The organism is Roseburia inulinivorans DSM 16841 (assembly GCF_000174195.1).
GTDB lineage: Bacteria > Bacillota > Clostridia > Lachnospirales > Lachnospiraceae > Roseburia > Roseburia inulinivorans.
In genome coordinates this window covers 37,815-60,316 of the sequence record NZ_ACFY01000040.1, presented here as the reverse complement: position 1 = coordinate 60,316, position 22,502 = coordinate 37,815, and the positions used below count along the sequence as shown (strand labels likewise).

General features: G+C 42.2%; 23 protein-coding genes and 2 pseudogenes. All 25 read right to left on the bottom strand.

The features are described from left to right. Positions 1–31: 31 nt before the first annotated feature. The 25 genes and pseudogenes from ROSEINA2194_RS23460 to ROSEINA2194_RS04160 all read right to left on the bottom strand — a co-directional run bounded on the left by ROSEINA2194_RS23460 (position 32) and on the right by ROSEINA2194_RS04160 (position 22,461). Positions 32–494: pseudogene (locus ROSEINA2194_RS23460) on the bottom strand (chemotaxis protein CheW). Positions 495–508: 14 nt separating this feature from the next. After that, complete coding sequence (locus ROSEINA2194_RS04275) at positions 509–2,608, bottom strand: chemotaxis protein CheA (RefSeq protein WP_007883815.1); 2,100 nt, start codon at positions 2,606–2,608, stop codon at positions 509–511. A 1-nt stretch (position 2,609) separates the two neighbouring features. Then, complete coding sequence (locus ROSEINA2194_RS04270) at positions 2,610–3,677, bottom strand: protein-glutamate methylesterase/protein-glutamine glutaminase (protein WP_044927188.1); 1,068 nt, start codon at positions 3,675–3,677, stop codon at positions 2,610–2,612. A gap of 5 nt (positions 3,678–3,682) precedes the next feature. After that, on the bottom strand, positions 3,683–4,429 hold the full coding sequence (locus ROSEINA2194_RS04265; protein WP_007883812.1) for a flagellar brake protein: 747 nt from the start codon (positions 4,427–4,429) through the stop codon (positions 3,683–3,685). Positions 4,430–4,442: 13 nt separating this feature from the next. After that, complete coding sequence (locus tag ROSEINA2194_RS04260; RefSeq protein WP_007883810.1) at positions 4,443–5,318, bottom strand: MinD/ParA family protein; 876 nt, start codon at positions 5,316–5,318, stop codon at positions 4,443–4,445. A gap of 3 nt (positions 5,319–5,321) precedes the next feature. Continuing rightward, positions 5,322–6,584 (bottom strand): flagellar biosynthesis GTPase FlhF, encoded by a 1,263-nt coding sequence (gene flhF, locus ROSEINA2194_RS04255; RefSeq protein ID WP_007883808.1) that lies wholly within the window; start codon positions 6,582–6,584, stop codon positions 5,322–5,324. Then, positions 6,585–8,618 carry a flagellar biosynthesis protein FlhA gene (gene flhA, locus ROSEINA2194_RS04250; protein ID WP_007883807.1) on the bottom strand — a complete coding sequence of 678 codons (2,034 nt, stop codon included), beginning with the start codon at positions 8,616–8,618 and terminating at the stop codon, positions 6,585–6,587. Positions 8,619–8,645: 27 nt separating this feature from the next. Next, the gene (gene flhB / locus ROSEINA2194_RS04245) at positions 8,646–9,749 is read right to left on the bottom strand and encodes a flagellar biosynthesis protein FlhB (protein WP_007883806.1); all 1,104 of its coding nucleotides are present in this window, start codon (positions 9,747–9,749) and stop codon (positions 8,646–8,648) included. 31 nt (positions 9,750–9,780) lie between these two features. After that, entirely contained in the window at positions 9,781–10,560 is a 780-nt protein-coding gene (gene fliR, locus ROSEINA2194_RS04240; RefSeq protein ID WP_007883805.1) for a flagellar biosynthetic protein FliR, read from the bottom strand. A gap of 9 nt (positions 10,561–10,569) precedes the next feature. Continuing rightward, positions 10,570–10,842 (bottom strand): flagellar biosynthesis protein FliQ, encoded by a 273-nt coding sequence (fliQ, locus tag ROSEINA2194_RS04235; protein WP_007883804.1) that lies wholly within the window; start codon positions 10,840–10,842, stop codon positions 10,570–10,572. Positions 10,843–10,863: 21 nt separating this feature from the next. Next, positions 10,864–11,712, bottom strand: coding sequence for a flagellar type III secretion system pore protein FliP (gene fliP, locus ROSEINA2194_RS04230; protein ID WP_044927179.1), 849 nt, complete (start codon positions 11,710–11,712; stop codon positions 10,864–10,866). 9 nt (positions 11,713–11,721) lie between these two features. Continuing rightward, positions 11,722–12,114: a flagellar biosynthetic protein FliO gene (locus ROSEINA2194_RS04225; RefSeq protein ID WP_007883801.1), complete on the bottom strand. Its 393-nt coding sequence runs from the start codon at positions 12,112–12,114 to the stop codon at positions 11,722–11,724. Between the two features lies 1 nt (position 12,115). Then, positions 12,116–12,475 (bottom strand): response regulator, encoded by a 360-nt coding sequence (locus ROSEINA2194_RS04220; RefSeq protein ID WP_007883800.1) that lies wholly within the window; start codon positions 12,473–12,475, stop codon positions 12,116–12,118. Positions 12,476–12,504: 29 nt separating this feature from the next. Continuing rightward, entirely contained in the window at positions 12,505–13,644 is a 1,140-nt protein-coding gene (gene fliY, locus ROSEINA2194_RS04215) for a flagellar motor switch phosphatase FliY (protein ID WP_007883799.1), read from the bottom strand. 2 nt (positions 13,645–13,646) lie between these two features. Then, complete coding sequence (gene fliM / locus ROSEINA2194_RS04210; protein ID WP_007883795.1) at positions 13,647–14,627, bottom strand: flagellar motor switch protein FliM; 981 nt, start codon at positions 14,625–14,627, stop codon at positions 13,647–13,649. A 26-nt stretch (positions 14,628–14,653) separates the two neighbouring features. Then, a complete protein-coding gene (locus tag ROSEINA2194_RS04205; RefSeq protein WP_007883793.1) occupies positions 14,654–15,169 on the bottom strand; it encodes a flagellar basal body-associated FliL family protein in 516 nt (171 codons plus the stop codon). A gap of 23 nt (positions 15,170–15,192) precedes the next feature. Beyond that, positions 15,193–16,005 carry an OmpA/MotB family protein gene (locus tag ROSEINA2194_RS04200; RefSeq protein ID WP_007883791.1) on the bottom strand — a complete coding sequence of 271 codons (813 nt, stop codon included), beginning with the start codon at positions 16,003–16,005 and terminating at the stop codon, positions 15,193–15,195. Next, positions 16,005–16,805: a motility protein A gene (locus ROSEINA2194_RS04195; protein WP_007883789.1), complete on the bottom strand. Its 801-nt coding sequence runs from the start codon at positions 16,803–16,805 to the stop codon at positions 16,005–16,007. Before ROSEINA2194_RS04195 ends, ROSEINA2194_RS04200 begins: the two co-directional genes overlap by 1 nt. 37 nt (positions 16,806–16,842) lie before the next feature. After that, positions 16,843–17,052, bottom strand: coding sequence for a flagellar FlbD family protein (locus ROSEINA2194_RS04190; protein ID WP_021923924.1), 210 nt, complete (start codon positions 17,050–17,052; stop codon positions 16,843–16,845). Positions 17,053–17,227: 175 nt separating this feature from the next. Continuing rightward, a complete protein-coding gene (locus ROSEINA2194_RS04185) occupies positions 17,228–18,880 on the bottom strand; it encodes a flagellar hook protein FlgE (RefSeq protein ID WP_007883784.1) in 1,653 nt (550 codons plus the stop codon). Positions 18,881–18,966: 86 nt separating this feature from the next. After that, positions 18,967–19,366 (bottom strand): annotated as a pseudogene (locus ROSEINA2194_RS23455) (TIGR02530 family flagellar biosynthesis protein). Then, complete coding sequence (locus ROSEINA2194_RS21745) at positions 19,359–19,622, bottom strand: hypothetical protein (protein ID WP_007883781.1); 264 nt, start codon at positions 19,620–19,622, stop codon at positions 19,359–19,361. Before ROSEINA2194_RS21745 ends, ROSEINA2194_RS23455 begins: the two are co-directional and overlap by 8 nt. After that, positions 19,613–20,287, bottom strand: a complete 675-nt coding sequence (locus tag ROSEINA2194_RS04170; protein ID WP_007883779.1) for a flagellar hook assembly protein FlgD — start codon at positions 20,285–20,287, stop codon at positions 19,613–19,615. The genes ROSEINA2194_RS21745 and ROSEINA2194_RS04170 overlap by 10 nt, the downstream gene beginning before the upstream one ends. A gap of 22 nt (positions 20,288–20,309) precedes the next feature. Beyond that, the gene (locus ROSEINA2194_RS04165) at positions 20,310–21,791 is read right to left on the bottom strand and encodes a flagellar hook-length control protein FliK (protein ID WP_007883777.1); all 1,482 of its coding nucleotides are present in this window, start codon (positions 21,789–21,791) and stop codon (positions 20,310–20,312) included. Between the two features lie 79 nt (positions 21,792–21,870). Next, positions 21,871–22,461: a MotE family protein gene (locus ROSEINA2194_RS04160; RefSeq protein ID WP_252832548.1), complete on the bottom strand. Its 591-nt coding sequence runs from the start codon at positions 22,459–22,461 to the stop codon at positions 21,871–21,873. Positions 22,462–22,502: the final 41 nt, after the last annotated feature.

Genomic DNA, 22,502 nt, shown 5'->3' with positions numbered 1-22,502 from the left:
GACCTTGTAAGAAAGGTCTCACTTTATGGAATTACGCATTTTCTTTTTCTTCTACAATCGAACTGATCTCAAATAAAGATATCAGTTCGTCCCCATGTTTGCCAACACCATTGATAAACATGGCTTTTCCGTCCTTGCTTCCGCTTGTCTTATCAATCTCATCGGTGCATAAAGTAACAACCTCTTTTACTTCATCTACAATGATTCCGATCGTTCCTTTTTCCTCAAGCTTTAAAATAATGATCCTGCTGGCATTTGTGATGACATCATCATCCAGATTCATTTTTTTTACGCACACTCATAACAGGCACGATCTCCCCACGAAGATTGATGACCCCTTTAAAGTATGTCTGAATCTTTGGAACACGTGTGATTTTCTGCATACGCACAATATTGTCAATATAGCTGATATCAATTCCGTACTGTTCGCTGCCGATTTTTACAACAATATACTGTTTTGCATCATTTTCAGCGATATCTATATTTTTCTCCATATTCGTCTCCTCCATTACATCAATGTATTAACGTCAAGGATTAATGCAACTTCACCATCGCCAAGAATGGTTGCGCCACTGATAATCTTATTGTTGTTGATATACTTTCCAAGAGATTTGATAACGATCTCCTGCTGTCCGATCAGATTATCTACAACAAGACCTGCGAGGCTGTCGCCTTTCTTAACGATAACAACCGTAAGATTCTCCGGTTCTTCCTGTTTTTCTTCCATATCCAGTACCTGATCAAGACGGATCAGTGGGATAACGGCACCACGGAGATGGATCACCTCCTGAGCCTGAACATATTTGATCTCATTTACCGGGATACTTTCAATATTTGAAATGGATCCAAGTGCGATCGCATATTTTTCATCACGGATCTCAACCATTAATGCCTGGATGATTGCAAGTGTCAGCGGCAGACGGACAATGAAAGTTGTTCCTTCTCCAAGCTGTGTGCGGACTTCAACGTCACCACCAAGTGCTTCGATGTTAGATTTTACAACATCAAGACCAACACCACGTCCGGAGATGTCAGTAATCTTCTTTGCCATAGAGAAACTTGGAAGGAATAAGATATTGATGATCTCTTTCTGGCTCATATTCTCCGCCTGTTCTGCTGTAATGACACCGCGTTCAACAGCTTTGTCCCTTACCGCTGCAACATCAATACCATTACCATCATCTCCCACTTCAATGATAACGTTATTGCCTTCCTGAAAAGCTTTTAGGAAGATAGAACCAACTTCCGGTTTTCCTCTCTCTACACGGGTTGCATTGTCTTCCAGACCATGATCTGCTGAGTTACGGAGTAAGTGCTGTAATGGATCACCGATCTGATCGACTACAGTTCTGTCTAACTCTGTATCTTCACCAGTCATATACAGCTCCATTTTCTTTCCTAACTTACGGGAAAGATCACGGATCATACGAGGGAACTTATTTACAACGCTCTCGATAGGTACCATCCGGACTTTCATAACAGACTCATGAAGATTCGTTGTGATACGCTCTAAGTATTCAATCTGTTCATGGAACGACTGATTCTGATACTCACCACTCTCGTTAGAGCTGATGGAGACCAGACTGTTCTTTGCAATAATAAGCTCTGACACCTGATTCATCAAAGCATCCAGTTTTTCAATATCTACACGGACAGTTCTTCCGGTTACCGGTTTTGCATTGGTCTGTTTCTTGGCATTTGCAGCCGGTGCCTTCTTCTCAGCCGCCTTTGGAGCTTCTGCAGGTGCTTCCTTCTGTTCCGCTGTCGCTTCTTTTGCCTGCTGTTCTTCCTGTGCTTCTGCCTCTTTTACATATTCATCAAGATGGATCTCTTCCGCATCTACTTTTTCAATCTCAGAAACAGCCTTTGCTACTGCTACGATCTTGTCCTCAGATTCTTCCGAGGCAAGGAAAAAGCTGAACTCAAACTCAAACTTCTCGTCTTCGATATCCTGTGAGCTTGGACGGTATACCAGAATCTGTCCAAAATCTTCCACAGCCTTAAATACAAGGAATGCACGGGCTGCCTTCAAAAGACAGTCTTTCTGGATATGAACTGTCATGACGTAAATATGCTGTCCATTTGACTCCGCTTCACGGATTGCCTTCTTCTCGTCATTTGTCAGTTCGATTTTTTCCTGTCCTGCTTTTTCTTCCTGAGTGGATTCAGGTGCTGCTTCTTTTGCTTCAGAAGTCTCAGTATTCCCTGTTTCTTCCGCACCCTCTGTTTTTGCAATAAAATCATTTAATTCTTTGATGATAACTTCGTTATCTTCTGTTCCCTCATCGGAGGTACTCTTAATATTGTCAACATAACCTTCAAGTGCATCCAGACATTTGAACAAGAGATCGATCATCCCACTTGTGACTTTTATGTGATCGCTCCGCACTTCCTGAAACACATTTTCCATATCATGTGTCAGATGCTGCATTCTCTTAAATCCCATGGTACCTGCCATACCCTTTAAAGAGTGTGCCGCACGGAACACTTCATTGATCGTATCTTTATTGTCCGGTTCTTTTTCAAGGACCATGATACAATCGCTTAATGTCTGCAGATGTTCTTCTGATTCATCAATAAATATTTCCAGATACTGGCTTACATCCATGTTAATTTACCCCCACATTCTTTGTGATTGAATTTGCTACTTCTGTCAGCGGAACGACTTCATTTACAAGTCCCGTCTCCGCAATTGCTTTCGGCATGCCATAGACAACACATGTCTTCGCATCCTGTGCAATCGTATAAATTGGTTTTACTTTTGATAATTCCAGGATTCCATTGGTTCCATCAGCACCCATTCCTGTAAGCACAACGCACACTACCTGATCATATCCACATGTCCTCAAAGAATCATATGTGATATTTGCGCATGGTTTCAATCCGCCGATCGGTGGCATATCGTTATATACGATCTTATGTGAGCCATCCGGACACTTCTTTACTTCCATGTGTTTTCCGCCCGGCGCAATGTAAACAGTTCCTTTTTTCAGGATTTCTCCATTCTCGGCTTCCTTTACATTGATCTTACTGATCTCATCCAGACGGTTTGCCATGGAATTCGTAAATCCGGCAGGCATATGCTGCACAAGAACCATTGGGGCATCCAGATTGGCCGGCAGATAAGGAATGACACTCTGCAAAGCTTTTGGTCCACCGGTAGAACATGCAAGTGCAACAATTTTATTCTTAAACCTTGTTTCTGCCGATGCATTGCGTTTCTGAACAGCACTGACAGCTGCCACTGCAGGTCTGCGTTCTGTAAGGCTGATCCGTTCTGTCTTTAAAACGGCATTTAAAATACCTAAGATTTCTTTCCGGAACGCATCCCCTTTTGCCTCAATGATATTTGTTGGTTTTGTCACAAAATCAACTGCTCCACGCTCCATCGCAAGGATCGTCACATCCGCATCCCGTGTTGTCATGGTACTGACCATGATCACATTTGTCTTAATGCGTTCTTTCTGCAGGCGCTCTAAAAGTTCCAGACCGCCCATCCTTGGCATATTGACATCAAGGATCACGCCATCATAACGGTTGACCTTCAGCTTTTCGTATGCTTCCAGCCCATCGCGGCACACATCTGTTACCTGAAATGTATCATCGGAATTGATTATATCACATATAACCCTTCTCATGAGTGCAGAATCATCAACAACAAGAATATTTTTTTTCATAATCATTACCTTTTATCCTTTTGACGTGTTAATCGTTCCTCTTCAAAAATATATCGGATAATATCCTCTCGTACTCTGTCGTCTTTGATCATAAACTTGACACGGGAAACATATTTCTTTTCCGTTACCTGTTCCTTCTTCTCGCAGGAAATAACAGAACCAACAATATGGAATTCCTGATTCATTCTTTCATTTGCGAGATGTGCTACCGCAAGGATATGATCTCCACTCTTTAACTCCGTATCTGAATTAAAGCGGATGCCTCCACCGCTGATGTCAACGATCGTACCTGTCCGTATCTTGTCATTAAAATGTTCATCGCGCAATTGGGCAAAAATCTCTTCCACTGTTGCAAGATCTGCCTGCTCTTCCGTCAGTTCGAAAAACTTAAAATCAATGGAACACTCATATCGGTAAAATTCCCTGCGCTGGAACTTTTCCAGACGTGTTTTAAGTTCTACTTCCAGTGTATAAATATTATCCCGCTTGAAGCGCTCTACGATCTGTCCGATACTTTTATATAAGAATCCTCCGGAATAAAAAACAAATTCCAAACGTACATCCAGAGGAAGAAGAATCAGTTTTGTTCCCTCTGTAGGCATTGAAATCTCAAGATTGCCACGCTTATTTATATCAAGAACCTGGCTCTTGTAAACTTTAACCGTATCGCCAGTCCGCTCCTCATTTTCAACCTGTTGTAATAACCTGATATCGATCTTGTCACCAGGCTTTATCAAATCTGTAAATGCCATATAGCTCCTCTCCTTATGAAAGGTTAAATAATTTTGTCAGAAATTGTCTGAAAGCATTTTGTTCCGAAGAATCCTGCTTTCCGCCAGACACTAAATACTGTGCCAGTTCCTCAAACCGTTTTGAAGACCTTGCATTCGGCGACACGATGGAAACCGGTTTTTGTATCCGCACCGCTTTCTCTAACATCGCATCCTGTGGGATGATCCCAATATAATGGACAGAGCCATCCAGAAACTGTTTTACAACCGATTCCAGTTTGTCAAAAACCATCTTTCCCTCACCAAAGGAAGCAACACGGTTCGTCAGTACATGGATCACCGATTCATTCTTATCGTATTTCGGATTGCGGTAAAGCATCTTCAATAGCGAATATGCATCCGTAAGTGAGCTTGGTTCCGGTGTAGTCACCAGTAAAATCTCAGGACTTGACGCCACAAACTCCATGACACTGTCTGAAATTCCTGCGCCTGTATCAACGATCACAATATCTGCGATCACAGAAAGCTTTTCCACTGACTTTACCAGATAACTGATCTGATCCAGTGTCAGATTACTCAGTCCCATAATACCGGAGCCGCCGGAAATAAAGCCAACCCCCTCCGGTCCATCCGTAATGATGTCCTCGATTTCTTTGTCATGATAGATCAGATCGTTCAGGCTATACTGGGGAATTGTTCCAAACATCACTTCCACGTTTGCAAGTCCGATATCTGCATCAAAAATGATCGTTTTCAACCCCATCCGCTGAAACTGGACTGCAAGATTTACGGCAATGTTGGATTTTCCCACACCGCCCTTTCCACTTGTGACAGTGATGATCCTGGCGGGCTTCTTTGTTCTCTGATTCTGTTTTTTGATCACATTGCGCAGTTCTTCTGCCTGATCCATCTGTTACTTTCCTCCAAGCAGTTGTTTTACCACCATCTGGGTATTAAATACTTCCAGATCATCCGGAACGCTCTGTCCATTTGTCATATAAGACAGATCTGCCCCTGAATATAAGCGGATATTTAATATATTGCCAAATGAAGTGGTTTCATCTAATTTTGTAAAAATAATCTTATATTCTGCAATTTCCCTATAAATGTCAACAATCTCCATAAGATCCTTATACTTCGTTGTAGCACTTAAAACAAGGTAAACTTCCTTTTCATATTTTAGGTCAAGACCATTGACCAGTTTCTTAATATCTTCACGCTGTTCCTCATTCTTATGGGAAAAACCTGCAGTATCCACAAATACAAGGTCGTATTCAGCCAGTGTCTCCAAAGACTGATTGAGTTCTTCCGCAGAGTAAATGATCTTCACCGGTGCATCTAAAATATTGGCGTAAATCTTTAACTGTTCTGCCGCTGCGATCCGGTAAGTATCTGCTGTCAGCATAGCAACCTTTTTGTCATGCTCCACCTTGTACTTTGCTGCGATCTTGGCGATCGTGGTTGTTTTGCCTACTCCTGTAGGTCCTACAAAAAATATAACATGCGGCTTCTTTCCTGACAAGTCAATGCAATTTGGCTCTCCAAGTTTTAAGATCATCTTCTGGTAAACATTGGAAAGAATAATATCAACATTGCTTCCGCTGTTTGTAACCTTCTCAGCTTCATCGAGAATCTGATTGACATACTTTTCATTTACATCATTGTTCAGCATGGTACGGTAGAGCATCTTCATAAACTTGAAATTTTCAAGATTTTTTGGAGATGCCTTAGGAGTCACCGGCATTTCTGCCTCCCTTGCTCCATCTTCACTGAGCTTTTTTTCCAAAATATTGGAAAGGTTTTCCAATTTCTTTTCAATATCACTTTCGCTCTTATTCACCACAACTTCTTTTTCTGGTGTTACCGGACGCTGATAGGAAGGCGCTGGCTCAACAGTTTTTTCTGCCGGAAGCGGAATACTGATCTTCTCATCTGCGGCAAGATTAATATTTTCAATCTTTTTCTGCTGCATTGCTGCCATCTGGACAGCATTTAAAAACTGCTCCTTTTCCTCGATCGCTGCAGTGACTTCAAAGGTAGAGCCCTTAAAAAAATTAAAAAGCCCCTTTGGTTTGATTTCTTTTACATTCATCACAACAGCTCCGGCTCCAAGCTCCTGTCTTGCCTTCTCTGTTGCCTCTTCCTGTGTTTTTCCCTGGAATTTTTTTATTGTCATTTATGCTGTCACCATCCCTACTGATTGTAATTCAATATTCGATTCCACTTCATTGTATGAAACAACGATCAGATCTTTGAAATAATCTTCTGTCAGTTTCTTAAAATACATACGGACAATCGGTGAAGTGATAACGATCGGAGTTTTTCCCATATTTTCAAGCTTTGCAGCCTCCTGCTCCAAAGATGCCATAATGGCCTTGGTGCGTTCAGGGTCTAAGGTTAAATACGCTCCCTGCTCTGTCTGTTTGACTGACGACATAATCTCCTGCTCGATCTTCGGATCTAAAGTGATTACACTGGTTGTCTCGTTTGCCGGGAAGAATTTATTTGAGATTGCCCTCTTCAGACTCTGGCGGACATATTCTGTCAGGACATCCGTGTCTCTTGTCACAGCGGCATGATCTGCAAGTGTTTCAAAAATAGTCAAAAGATCTCGGATGGAAATTCCCTCGCTCAATAAATTCTGTAATACTTTCTGTACTTCACCAAGACCAAGCAATTTTGGTATGAGTTCGTCCACAAGAACCGGATTGCTCTCTTTCAGATTGTTGACCAGATTCTGTACATCCTGCCTTGTCAAAAGCTCCGCAATATGGTTCCGGATCACCTCTGTCAGGTGTGTAGCAATAATGGATGGCGGATCGACAACGGTATATCCAAGGCTTTCCGCTCTCTCCCTCTGGCTCTCTGTGATCCAGATCGCAGGCAGATGGAAGGATGGCTCAAAGGTCGGAATACCAGTGATCTCTTCCTCTACATACCCTGGATTCATCGCCATATAATGGTCAAAAAGGATCTCTCCCTCTGTCACCTGGATACCCTTGATCTTAATAATATACTGGTTCGGATTCAGCTGGATATTATCACGCAGACGGATGATCGGCACAACCGTACCAAGTTCCAAGGCGATCTGTCTACGGATCATGACAACACGGTCAAGAAGGTCGCCACCCTGATTGACATCTGCCAATGGAATAATACCATATCCAAACTCCAGTTCGATCGGATCTACCTGGAGCAGTGAAACAACATTTTCCGGTTTGCGTATCTCCTCTGCCTCCGTCTCTGCCTCACTCACTTCCTCCTCAATGCTCTCCACACGGATCTGTTTATCCATCATACGTCCGGAAATGATGAACACAAGACCAAGACCGACAAAGAGATACCATGTCAAAGGTGTCGTGATTCCCAAAAATGCAAGCGTTGCACCAACCAGATAAAGCACCTTCGGAATGCCAAAAAGCTGGCTTACCAGAACAGTTCCAAAATCTGCTTCCTTGGAAGCTTTCGTTACCAGAATACCGGTTGACAGAGAAATCAGAAGCGATGGGATCTGGGAACAAAGTCCGTCACCGATGGTGAGGATACCATATTGCTGGATCGCTTCTGCAAAGCTTAATCCCTGACTCATCACGCCCATGACCGTACCACCGATCAGGTTGATAAATGTAATGATAAGACCTGCCGTTGCATCTCCCTTAACATACTTTGTAGCACCATCCATGGAACCAAAGAAAGCGGATTCTTCCTGAATCTTATTTCTGCGCTCCCTTGCTTCCTTCTCTGTGATCGCTCCGGTGTTTAAGTCAGCGTCGATCGCCATCTGTTTACCCGGCATTGCATCCAGTGTGAAACGTGCTGTTACCTCTGCAACTCGCTCAGAACCTTTATTAATAACTACAAACTGGATAATAATGAGTACAATGAATATGATTGCACCAATGACAAGATCACCGCCACCTACGAACTGGCCAAACGTTGTGACAACATTACCAGGTGCTCCTGTTGAAAGGATCAGTCTGGTAGACGACACGTTCAGTGAAATTCTAAAAATAGTCGTGAACAGTAAAAGAGTCGGGAAGAAAGACATATCCAGTACTTCCTTCACGAATAATGTATTAAACAGTATAATTAACGCGATAGAAATATTGATCGCGATCATCACATCCAACAAGGTGGAACTGATTGGAACAATGAAAAAAATAACGGCCGCAAGTAAATATAACGCTACGCCAATGTCCGCTTTTTTCATGCCTTTTCCTCCTTAGTCACTCTCAAATTATTTTTCTCTCATATTGTAAACCATTGCGAGGATCTCGGCAACTGCCTGATACAGTTCCGGTGGAATTTCCTGTCCGATATCCACGTTTGCATACAGCATCCGCGCAAGTGGTTTGTTTTCCACAATCTCAATATGATGTTCTCTGGCAGCCTCTTTGATTTTCTGTGCCAGATAATCTTCTCCCTTTGCAAGAACAACCGGTGCCTTTGATGTCTCAGCATCATACTTGATCGCAACTGCAAAGTGAGTCGGGTTCGTGATGACAACGTCCGCTTTTGGAACATCCTGCATCATACGTCTTCTGGAAGCCTCACGCATACGCTGTCTCTGTCTGCCTTTGATTTCCGGATTACCCTCTGTATTTTTAAACTCGTCCTTCACTTCCTGTTTGGTCATCTTCATATCTTCATTAAAACGATACTTCTGATAAATAAAATCTGCCAGACCGATCACTAAATAGACGAGACTGATTTTCAGACCAGCATTGATGATCACCGTTCCGCAAAGCATGATCGCCTGCATCAGTGGGATCTCATATAGGATAAAAATGTCCTGTGCATGACCTCTGATCGAGGTATATGCCACATAGACGATAACAAAAATTTTAAGAATAGATTTGACCAGTTCAAAAATAGAATCTTTTGAAAAAATTCTTTTAAATCCATTGATTGGATTAAATTTATCGAATTTGGGCTGCAACGGTTTCCCTGTCACTTTCCACCCAACCTGGATCACACTGATCAGCGCCGTCACAACAAATCCAAATGCAAAAAAGGGAACACAGACGATCAGAATCTGTATCAGTGCATCGGACATAAGCGCTGCGACTGACTTTTCCGTCACATCAACGGCATTCTCCCTTACAATATCCGGTATCCTGCCGTAGATATCCACAAAACTATTCATGAGTCTGTTACCCACAAATGAAACAAAAATTTTCAGGACAAGAAATAAAATGATCAGGTCAAATGCCGCCGTAAGTTCTTTACTTTTTACGACTTTGCCATCCTCTCTTGCCTCCCTCAGTTTCTTTGCTGTCGCCGGTTCTGTTTTTTCACCACCGGGTCCGTCCTTTGCAAACCACTGAAGATCCCATTCCATGATCAAATGTAACTGTTTCTGCTGTTCCAAGTCAATACATTCCTTCTATAAAAAGTACCATCAATTTTTTCATTTCCGTAAAAATGAAATTTGCCACACTTGGCAGCAATGATACGGTCAGAAAAAGTACAACAAATCCAACCATAATCTTCATCTGCATACCTACCGCAAACATATTCATCTGCGGTGAAACCTTCGCCATGATACCAAGGATACAGTTTAAGATCATGATACATGCAAATACCGGCAAAATGATACGAAATGCTATCACAAACATGTCTCCCATATAAGTTGTCATGGATCTCATCAGATGCTCCCAGTCAAACACCTGTCCATTGACCGGTATGACTGTAAATGCATCCACAAAGGCCCGTAATATATAATGATGCATGTCGGTTACCACAAGCAGCATCAGTATAAAATAATTATACAGATTTCCAGTTAATGTTACCTGCGCGTTGTTGATCGGATCAAATTCGGTTGCCATTGACAGACCGATATCCATATCAATGATATTACCCGCAAATAAAATAATGGAATTACAAACGTTTGCAGCAAGTCCGATCAGCAACCCTGTAATTCCCTCTTTCAAAACAATGACTGCATATCCTATAAGCCCGGTATATTCAACCTGTGAAACATCTGCAAACCCAGACACCAGAAGTGCGATCATCGCAGAAAGCCCTATCTTCACCTGATTCGGCACATTCGACATCCCATAAAAAGGTGCAATGTATACAAAGCAGGATACGCGAACAAGTATTAAGATAAAAATTTCAAAATTTTCCAATGAAAATGAATACTGCACCATATGTCAAACCTATCCAAGATAAATACTGAAGTTCGACCATAAGGTCGTCACAAATTCCGACAGCTGATTCAGAATCCACGAACCACATACCATCAATCCAATAAATACTGCCACAATCTTTGGTACAAATGTAAGTGTCTGCTCCTGAATCGAAGTGACTGTCTGAAAAATACTGATAATCAAACCAACCACCAGCGAAATTATCAAAACCGGGGCACTACAGATAATAATATAATAAATTGCATCTTTTGCGATATCAAGAACCTGTCCCTCTGTTATCATATCTCATCACCTCAGATTCCACTAATAAAACGTTTTTACAAGGCTTCCGATCACTAAATCCCATCCGTCTGCCAGAATAAAAAGCAATATTTTAAATGGCAGGGAGATCGTTGTCGGAGGCAGCATCATCATACCCATGGACATCAGCACGGATGCTACGACCATATCAATTACGATAAACGGAATATAAATCACGAAACCGATAATAAATGCAGCTCTCAATTCACTTAAGATAAATGCCGGGATCAGAGTCGTCATCGGAACATCATCATAACTGTCATAGGTTTCATCTGAAATATCCACAAACAGCTTTAAATCTTTTTCCTGCGTCTGACCGTACATGAATTCCCTGATTGGTCCCTGTGCGACGGTAAATGCCTCTTCCGTCGTAATCTCACCCTTGTCAAGAGGCTGGATCGCCTCTGTATTGATCTGCTGGAATGTCGGCCACATAATGAAAAATGTCAAAAATAAAGCCAACGCGATCAATACCTGATTAGGTGGTGCGGTCTGCGTTCCAATTGCGGTACGCAGAAAATGTAATACAATGATAATTCTTGTATAAGAAGTCAGCATGATCAGTATCGATGGTGCCAGTGATAAAATTGTCAATACCAAAAGCATCTTCACCGGTGCCGACAATGATCCGCCATCATTGTTGTATGAAATTGTCAATCCATTTGTACTGTCTTCTGCTGCTCTGGTGACACCACCCTCTGAATTGTCACCATCAAATGTTGTGATACTGTCCGGATCCATGGAAGCTGCATACACAGTTGTTCCACCCGCTGACCATGAAAGCGTCAGAACAAGTACCACCATTGCCACAATTAGTGACACCATACAATATGTCTTTTTCACTCTTGTCATAATCAAAACCTATTTCTTAGGAAAATGTTCCTTCACCCGGTTCAATACCTCACGGAAATTCTCCTGTGCAGCCTTCCCATCCATCGGAAATCTGTTTTGTGCCGCAGAGAGATCCGGTACTTCGCTTAATTGTTCTTCTGTAAGCTGTGTGAGCAGTGTCACATCATCTTTTCCAACAGCTACAACAAGGTAAACCTCACCTGCTTTTACAATTGCAATAAACTTATTATTTCCAACACGTATTGATTCCACAATCTGCAGATTTTTGTTTGCAAAATTTGTTTTCTGATAATTACCGATCCACTTTGTTGTGAAATAGGTGATCGCCAGCACAAAGAGAAAAATGATCAATACGCCCAACAGCTGGATAAAACTGCCTAATGCAGAACTGAGTAATATCATATTAACCTACAACTTTTTTTACTGCTTCAAGAACACGCTCTGCCTGGAATGGTTTGACGATAAAGTCTTTTGCTCCTGCCTGGATTGCTTCGATAACCATAGCCTGCTGTCCCATTGCAGAACACATAATAATTTTAGCTCCTGGATCTAATGCTTTGATCTTCTTTAATGCTTCAATACCATCCATCTCAGGCATTGTGATATCCATTAATACAAGATCTGGTTTTGCTTCTGGATATTTTTCTACTGCTTTCTGTCCGTTTTCTGCCTCTGCAGCAATCTCATAACCATTCTTTGTTAAGATATCCTTAATCATCATTCTCATAAATGCTGCGTCATCGCAAATCATTACTTTAGCCATATTATTTGTTTCTCCTCTTCTTTCCTATCTTATTTCACAATTTCAGTGATTCTCACACCAAAACTTTCTTCAATTACTACGACTTCACCCTTGGCAACGTATTTTCCGTTTACCAGAATATCTATTGGTTCACCGGCAATTCGATTCAACTCGATAATCGTACCAGGTGCGAAATCCAAAATCTCATGGATCGACTTTGTTGTTCTTCCAAGTTCTACTGTCACTTCAAGTGGAACATCCATGATCAATCCGATGTTCTCTGCTCCTGCAACCTGTGCAATACTTGGATTAAAAGCCTGAAACTGTGCCGGCTGTACATTTACCGGCTGTGCATACATTTGATTCATATTCGGTGCCATCATTGGCTGTCCCATCATCGGCTGCCCCATCATTGGCTGTCCCATAACCTGCTGACCTCCCATCGGCTGTTCCATCTGAGGCTGTGGTGCAGCTGGCTGTGCACTCACTGCTTTTTCTGCCTCGTTCGATGTGGAATTGGTATCCGCTTCCATATTCTTTGTAATGCTTGCGCACATCTCCTTCGCAAAAGAAACCGGATACAACTGCATGATCTCACTGTCTACCAGATCTCCAATCTCCATCTTAAATGAAATCTTAACAAACGAACCGGATAAAAAATCTGCGATTGATCCCTCATCAATATTATCATGAAGATCCACAAGATCTGCAACTGGCGGACTGATATCGATGGTCTTATTCAGCATAGAGGAAAGAGAGGTCGCTGCGGAACCCATCATCTGATTCATCGCTTCGCTGATTGCACTTAAATGTAACTCTCCAAGTTCTCCATCTGTATTAGTACCATCACCACCCATCATCAGGTCTGTAATGACTTTTACATCATGTTCTTTTAAAACAAGAATATTACTTCCATCCAAACCAACTGTATATGCAATTCGGATAAATACACACGGTTTTTCATATGCATCACAGATGTCACTCCATGTTGCAAAAGATACAACCGGCGTTGAAATATCTACTTTACGATTTACAAGGGAAAACAATGTTGTTGCCGCTGTTCCCATGCTGATGTTACCAATTTCGCCAATCGCGTCTTTCTCAGCATCTGTCAGCAAATCATTTTTATTTGCATCATCCGGGTTATTCAGCAAAGCACTGATTTCTTCCTGTGACAAAACACCATCCATTACTACTGCTCCTCTCTTACCACTGATGTAACTCTTACTGCATAATTATCGCCGACAGCTCCCGGCAGAGCAGTAAATTTTTTTATATTACCGACAAAAATATTCAGATCCTGATTCACACCCGAATCCAGCCGGATAATATCTCCAACCTGAAGATTTACAAAATCGTCCACGGAAATAGTACTGTTTCCCAAAACCGCTTTTACAGGAATCTTCGCTTTTGAGATCAAAGCTTCGATCGCATCTGTATACTGCTTATCGTCATGTTCCTGAAGATTGGAATACCAGAACTTCGTATTCAGCTTGTCCATGACACTTTCCAATGTCAGATACGGAAGACAGATATTCATAAGACCTTCCACATCGCCAATCTTGATATGTAATGTCACAAGTGCGATCATCTCGGTCGGCGAAATAATCTGCGCAAACTGTGAGTTTGTCTCAATCCGTTCAAGCCGCGGTGAAATCTCACAGACACTCGACCAAGGCTCCGGCAAAAGACTTACACATACATTATAGATTCTCTCCAGAATCAAAAGTTCAATCTCGGAGAAATCTCTTGGCTTATCTAACGGAGTTCCCAATCCACCGAGCATTCGGTCAACAATTGCATACCCCAGATTGTCTGCAAGTTCTATAATAATACTGCCACTCAAAGGCGATACATTCACCAATCCGAGTAAAACCGGATTTGACAGTGCATTCGTGAATTCAGAATAGGTAACCGCCTCTGAATTCATCACTTCCACCTGTACTGTTTTTCTCAAATAAACAGGTAAGTTCGTCGAAAGAAGTCTTCCATAATGTTCAAAAATGATTTCCAACGTACGCAAATGCTCTTTTGAGAACTTTGCCGGACGGGTAAAATCATAATTTTTCACTTGTTTTTCGTCTTTTTCTTTCATGTCCTCAGCATCAAGCTCTCCATTGCTCAATGCCTGCAGAAGACTATCTATCTCATTTTGAGATAAGACTTCACCCATTCTCTTTCACCACCTAGCATTCTAATTTACTGCGTATTTACACTGGAGAAACTTACCCCAACGATAAAGTCAGAACCGAACATCTCCTGCAGATCTTCCAGGATAGCATCTTTAACGCTCTGCTCGTCCTCCCGGAACTGTTCCATTGTATATCCGGAAACAATCGTGTTGATATCATTTTTGATCAATGTTTCCTTCGCTTTCAATCCTTCTGTACCTATGCTCTTGTATCCGTCACTCTTTGTATTCAGCGACAAACCGATAGAAAATACAGCCACATGGTCTTTTCCATCACCGCTTGGACTTAAGTTGACGGTAAAGCTGGCTTCAATATCATAAACTTCAATATCTTCCACCGGAACTGCTGCGGTATCTTTGCTGCTTCCATCTTCCAGCTCCAGATCAATTGCTGATGCGATCTTATCGATCAGCTGATTTGATTTTCTCGTCTGAGGAATGATCGTAAACGCAAGAATTGCAGTCAAAACGAGATTCACCAGAACTAATGCAAGGATAATTACTGTCATCAGATTCTTTTTCATTGTTTGTGCCTTTCTTCTGTTAATTAATTTATTTCGGAATAATATGAATTATATATCTTTATCTCAACACGTCTGTTGCGCGCCCTTCCCTCCGGTGTGGAATTATCTGCAATCGGAACGTATTCGCCTCTTCCGGATGACTTGATATGTGACGGATCGATCGTTGTGATATTGCGCATATAATCTGCCACATATAATGCCCTGTACATTGACAGCACATCGTTATTTTCATATTTTGAAGAATGCGTGAACGGAATATTATCCGTGTGTCCCTCTATCTCTATCATGTTCTGCTGATAACTCTGAAGAATCTTTCCAATCTTATCCATCAAAGGATAGGCTTCTGACTTGATCTCAGATTTTCCGGAATCAAACAGCACTGCACCATTTAAATTCAACAGCACATATTCCGCATTAAAATCGATTTCCACCTGATCCTGTATGCCATATTGTGCTACAAGATCCTGCACCTGCTCTGCCATCTGTTCTGACTCGGCAAGCGCTTCTTCTTTATACTCTTCCGCAACATCTGAACTTTCTGATGTATCATCTGTCGTCTGCGTATTTGCCATCTGATTATAATAGATGTCATACATCTGTAACTGGCTCACGCCGGAAGAAACCATCTCACCATCTCCGATGGAAGCTCCACCACTCGGCAGAATACTAAAGCTGCTCTGCAAAGATGCAATCACCATCTCAAACTTCTCAGCATCCACTGTTGACATAGAAAACAGTAAAACGAAAAAGCAAAGAAGTAAATTCATAAGATCACTAAACGTCGCCATCCATGCCGGAGCGCCTGCCGGTGCTTCTTCTGTCTTCTTTCTTGCCACTATGCTTCACCTCCGGCTGCTTCATCACCTTCTCCGAGACTTCCTGCTGCCTGTGGTGTCAGGAATGATTTCAGCTTTTCTTCAATGACACGCGGATTTTCACCTGCCTGAATGGAAAGCAATCCTTCCACGATCATTTCTTTTATTGCAACTTCTCTCTCATTATTCACCTTAAGCTTTGACGCAGTTGGATTACAAAGCCAGTTGGCGATCAATGAACCATATAATGTAGTGACCAGGGCAACCGACATAGCCGGTCCGATACTCGATGCATCTTCCAGATTCTTAAGCATGTTAATAAGACCGATCAGCGTACCGATCATACCCCATGCAGGACCTAATTCTGCCCATTTCTCCCAGAATGCGATTACTTTCTTATGTCTTTCTTCCATACAGGACAGGCTTGTCTCCATGATGCCACGCACCAGTTCCGGATCCGTACCATCCACAACAAGCATTACGCCCTTTTTCATAAAATCGTCTTCAATATCATTGGCTGCTTCCTCTAATGCGAGCAATCCTTCTTTTCTTGCCACATTAGAGAGATCAATGATCTTTTTGATCGTCTCTGCCGGATCTTCTGCCTTTTCCTTGAAGGTAAGTGTAATACCCTTCAGTCCGTTAATGAAATCCGGTAACTTGTGTGCTGCCAGTACACCGGAGATAGAACCTCCGACTGTTATGATGATAGACGCCGAATCAACCATGTTTTTCAAAGCTTCAAATCCACCATTACTGAAAACACCGAATACAAACATTACTGCGCCGAGTATTATACCGGCTAAAGATGCGATATCCATATCTTCCACCTGCCATCCTTGTTAATATATTTAAAATTTAATTTTCATTTTCTGCTTCAAATCCAGTTTCCATAATTTCCCGCTTATATGATTTTACTAAACTTTTTATCTGTTGTCTACTTTCTTTTACAATTATTTTTCGTCCTGTCGTGAAAGTGATCACGGTATCCGGTGTTTCTTCGACAAGTTCGATCAGATCCGCATTCACCAAAATCTGTGTACCATTTAATCTTGTCACTTCGATCATAGTGTTCATCCTTTCCTTATTGTTAACAGACAATGAAAACAATGAAACAACGTTTAGTATACCATATCTTGTTGTAGTATGGAACATATTTACTAAATAATCGTTACTTTTTTTATACTATTTCTATTCAAGGAGGAATCTGTAACGTTTTATAGATTCCTCCATTCAGTTTATATTATCGTTTTAAGTTTACAAGTTCCTCTAATAATGTATCGGAGGTTGTAATAACACGGGAGTTTGCCTGGAATCCACGCTGTGTCGTGATCATGGATGTAAACTCTGAGGAAAGATCTACGTTCGACATTTCCAGCTCGCCGGTTGTCATGGAAGAACCGTCTGCGGAAATCTCCACACCGATTCCATCGAACTCACCGGAGTTTAAGGTTGTGCGGTAGCAGCTCTCTCCGACTTTCTCAAGACCGGATGCGTTAGAGAACTGTGCAACTGCGATCTGTCCTAGCAGCTCTGTGTTACCATTGTCATATGTACCGTAGATACGTCCGCTTGTATCAATGAAAATACCTGTCATGGCACCAAGCTTACGTCCTTTTCCGGTTGTACCGTCCACTGCTCCGGCATCTGCGCCGATCGTGGACTTACCACCGTTCTCATAGTTTAAGCACTGTGAGAAGTCCACGGTGATATTCTGGAAGTTTCCGTTGGTGTTGATCAGACCGGAAGAGAGTGCTGCCATGTTCAGCATTACAGATGGATTTTCCCCACCAATAGACTTAAACTTACCTGAACTCGTATCAAATTCCAGATCGTAAGAAGTCTGCTCTCCCGTCAGGGTCGCATGCCCGGTTTGCGCATCAAAAGCCAACTGATAGTTATTTGTATTATTTTTGACATTATTGGCAATGGTTGTTGTGATACCGGAAAAGATATCCGTGATGCTTACCTTATTTGTCGGATTTCCCTGCTCCTCAAATACCGTAGAATCTGTTGCTGACGGCTTAAATTTTTTACCAGTTGAATCTTCATATGTCTGATCTGCATCATTGTATTTATAATCTTTTGACAGGCTGTACTGTCCAAGTGTTGCATTTGCATCATAATTACCAAAAATCTGTGCGATCTGCTGTTTATTAAGATCTGCGATAATATTCTTATTATTGCTGTCCAAAACAGATGTCAGTTCAACAGTATATTTTCCATCTGTTCCAGTAGACTTGATTGCAAACTTCGCAGTATACTGATAACCAAGGTTATCGTAGAAGTTTAAGTTCATTACCCTGCCGGCATCATTTTTAACATCTGTATCATTCTCATCCAGCACACCGGCGATGGTTGCCTGTGTGGTTGCCTCCGGTGCAGAAGTCAGGTTCTTCTCCTGCATGATACGGAGTGCCGAAACAGTGTCCTTGCGGATCTCACCTGTTGTCTCGTCAACCTGCCATCCCATAACCGTATAGCCTGTTGAGGACATACACAAGTTACCGGAACCGTCTACGTAGAAAGAACCGGAACGGGTAAATACGTTCTCAGAACCATTGTTTACAATAAAGAAGTTCGTCGAGTTTTTATCAGTCAGACGGATATCAAATGGATTTCCGGTTGTCTCAGACGCACCTGCAGAAGTGATGCTGACTTTGGTTGCTGCCGCAGTTGTACCGAGACCGATCTGCTTTGCATTGACACCGCCGGTACCGGTTGTTGCATTTGCTCCGGATGCATTCGAAGTGGTCTGATATAAGATATCACTGAATGTTACGGAAGAAGATTTAAAAGCTACTGTGTTGACGTTGGCGATATTATTACCGATCACGTCCATTCTTGTCTGATGTGTCTTTAAACCTGACACAGCAGAGTACATTGATCTCATCATAATGAAATGACCTCCTAAAGTTCTTTTGGCGCAGGGTGTCTGGTTTCTTCTGTCAGTCAGAAACCGATTGCTCCCCTAAGGTCCAGCTATATGATCACTGCGCCATCAATATTGGTATAAATGTTGTCATCGGATTCCGTGCGGTCCATTGCTGTCACAACTGTTTTGTTTGGGACATTTACAATGAATGCCAGAGAATCAACGATTACGAGTGACTCCCGAATTCCCTTTTCACTTGCTTTTTTGAACTCCACTCTCCAGCCGTTCGCTCTGTTCTTTTGACAGATTTGATTTTTCTGTTCTCCAGTCTCATGGAGGCATGTTTGAAAATTTCAGTTCCAAGCTCTCAGAAACATCCTGTTTCTGTTTTAAAATTTCCTCAAAGGACAATCCCGATGCATTGACTGTGGAATTTCCTTTTCCAGTACCAAGATAACGGTCCGTGATCTGTTCAATCGAAGTGAATTGGTTATTAATTTTATTCATAACCCCATCTCCTGTTACTCTGTCCTGTCTGAACTGTTATCGGTTGTATCTCCTGATCCTGCACTTCCTGTTTCTTCTGTTTTGTCTGTACTATCAGATTTGTCTGTGCTATCCGTCTTGTCTGTACTGTCAGCTTTGTCTGTACTGTCCGTCTTGCCTGTGCTGTCAGCTTTGTCTGTACTGTCCGTCTTGCCTGTGCTGTCAGTCTTGTCTGTTCCCTCCGCTTTGTCAGATTTGTCTGTTTTGTCAGATCCATCTGCACGATTCGTTTGCCTTGATCAGTTCTTTTAATCTTGCCTCAAGTTCTTCAAACTTCTTCCAGGAATCTTTGGAAACGAATTTCTTCTGGTAATCGTTCAGTCCATCATACATCTTACGGATGCTCTCAATATCATCTTTGTTTGCAAGCGAGATTGAATTTTTGGATGGCAGTAATGAAATTGCGGATTTAATTGTCTCTGCAAGTGTCACTGCTTCCATATAAGTTGCGTCTGCAACAGTATCCAGATCCTTCAGGTTGTAAAGTCCATCATTGACAGAAAGAAATGTTTCTCCGTTTTTGTGAAGTACATAATCACAGGTTCCTGCGATATAGCTTGTCTCTCCTGTTGTAGATGAAGTCACTTTCATGATGACATACTTGCCAACCAGATCATTTGCCGAAGAGGCCTCGATCGTACTCTGCACACTAAGCTGTGACTCCAACTGTGAGAAGGTCGCAAGCTGTGCAATATACTCGGTATTACTTGTCGGTTCCAACGGATCCTGATACTGCATCTCTGCGCATAAAATCTGTAAGAACTGGTCATAACCAAGCTCGTTGGTCTTTTTATCTTTCTCGGACGATTTTGTTGATGTACTGCCTGTACCGGTAGTCTCATCTATAAATTTTCCATCTTTTACCTGCTGAATTAACGCCATTGTCTCTCTCCTTTCTCAAAACTTATGCAGTGTAATCTACACTGTTTCCCTGTTCTGCCATCATTTTGGCTGCCAGAGTTTCTTCTTCCGACATCACGCCGGATAATTCACTTAAATCATTCAGATTTAATCTGCGGGTTCTGCCTTTTTCTTTTTCCTGCTGCTCGCCCTGCTGTTTTTCACCTTCTGCATTCTGCTCAAGGTTTTTCTCAAACTCATGGCTTGCAACGGTCACTTCAACAGCATCCACTTTCACACCAGCCTGCTCTAAATTCTGTCTGAGTTCTACGGTCTGGGCTTCTAATGCCTCTTTTACCACTGCATTCTGTGTCATGATCTTTGCTGTTACTGCGCCTTCCTGCTCGGTAACCTTAAGAATGATCTTTCCGAGGTTCTGCGGGTTTAGCTGTAACTCCATGCTCGTCTTATCTTCTGTCAGGATCACTCTTGCGGACTCTACGATCTGATCGATCACATCCTGTGTATTTACACTCTGCGGTAATGGTTCTACTGTCTCAACATTAGCAAATTCCTGTACCACATGACTCTGTGGTGTGATAACCGCCCCGTCTGCAGTATGGGCTGTCTCATTTGTAAAACGGAACCTGCCGGGTGTATCAGAAGAATTGTTCTGATCTGTGGAATCCTCTGCCGCATTTTCGGATGTCATCCTATTCTGTACAGTTTCCTGTTCCGGAATATCTTCCGTTACCTCAGAAGACTGTGTATCCTGCGCAGGTGCATTTTCTGCTGCTTTTGTCTGTCTTCCATCCTCTACCGCAAATTTCTGTGTTGATGCACTGGTATCCTCTGTGGCTGTCTGATCTGTAACAACTGCCTCATCCACAGATGCTTCTGTTTCCTGTCCGGTAACAGCATCTGACGATCCGGCATTATCGTCCATCACTTTGGCAACTGCGCTCTGAAACTCTTCCAGACTCATGTCAAGTGCATTTAAAATATCTTTTCCAATGTCATTGACACTCTGCAGTACATTTACAAACTGTTCACTGCACAAAAGCTGTGGTACGCTATCTGCTCCGGTAAGTTCTGCCACAAGATTTGCAAGATTATTCTGATTCAGCAGATCCTGGAACTGTAAGCCAAGGGTCTGCATTGCTGCTTCAATCGCTTCATCGGACACGCCAAGCTCCTCTTTCAGAACTTCTTTTACATCTTCTGTAAACTGTTCGAACTGCTCTTTGACAACATCCTCAGATGTGACCTGTTTTATCTCTGATGCGATCGTATTATCCTTGTACTGATACTTCTGATAATCATCTGCCGCTTTCACAGTGTCCTTACTGCCATTTGCTGCTGTCTTTACTGTTTCGTTGTGGTCAATCCCTGCATAAGATGCTGTCTGACGGTTTCCGGACTGTTTCATCATAGAACCAAAATCTACTTTTCCAGTGGTGATCCGGGTATTGCTTTCTGTCCCCTGCACAGACTGTGTGCTTTGGTTAAACATTTTTCCTAATTCAGAAATTGTTGTACCAGCCATATGCTTCCTCCTTTCTTCTTTTATCGTCTTACTGTCTGGCAGTATGCACTGCCCGGAAAAGATCCTCAGATCTCTCCCTCTATTCTGAAGGCTCCATGATCTCAGTTACTTTTGCTGCCGTATCTGAGTTCATCTTACCGAGAATATCTCCTCTGGACTGTGTGTCCATATTGGATAATATATCTGCTACCAATTGAAGGTTGTCTGTCATTGTATCAAAAATAGCTGCCGCCTCTTTCGGCTTCATGCTGGAATAAGTCTTCACATAATCATCCATCTGTTCATCCGTCAGAGTCTGTTCTACCACCTGTTTATAAAGCACTTCCGCATTTGCCGCATCAATGCTCTCATAATACTCTTTGTAATTACTTATATCGGGAGCATCTTCCGAAAAGACAACATCCTCATACCATTTTTCTTTTTCCTTCTCAAAATCTGCCTCATTCTGCTTATAGGTATCCAGCTCTTTCGCCTTCTCCTCTAACTGTGCAATATAATCTGCATCAGAATTTGCACTGTTCTGGGCATCTGCAAGCTCAATCTCAAGCTCTTTGATCCGGTTGATCGCATCATCCAGATTTGTGTATGCATACTGGCTGTCTTCCGTGGAAACCTCCTCTGTGACAGAATCCGGCAAAATCTTATTCAGATAAGGAACATCTTTGATCACAGGAGCTAAGACTCCTGAGCCAAATCCTCCCACATCCAGCT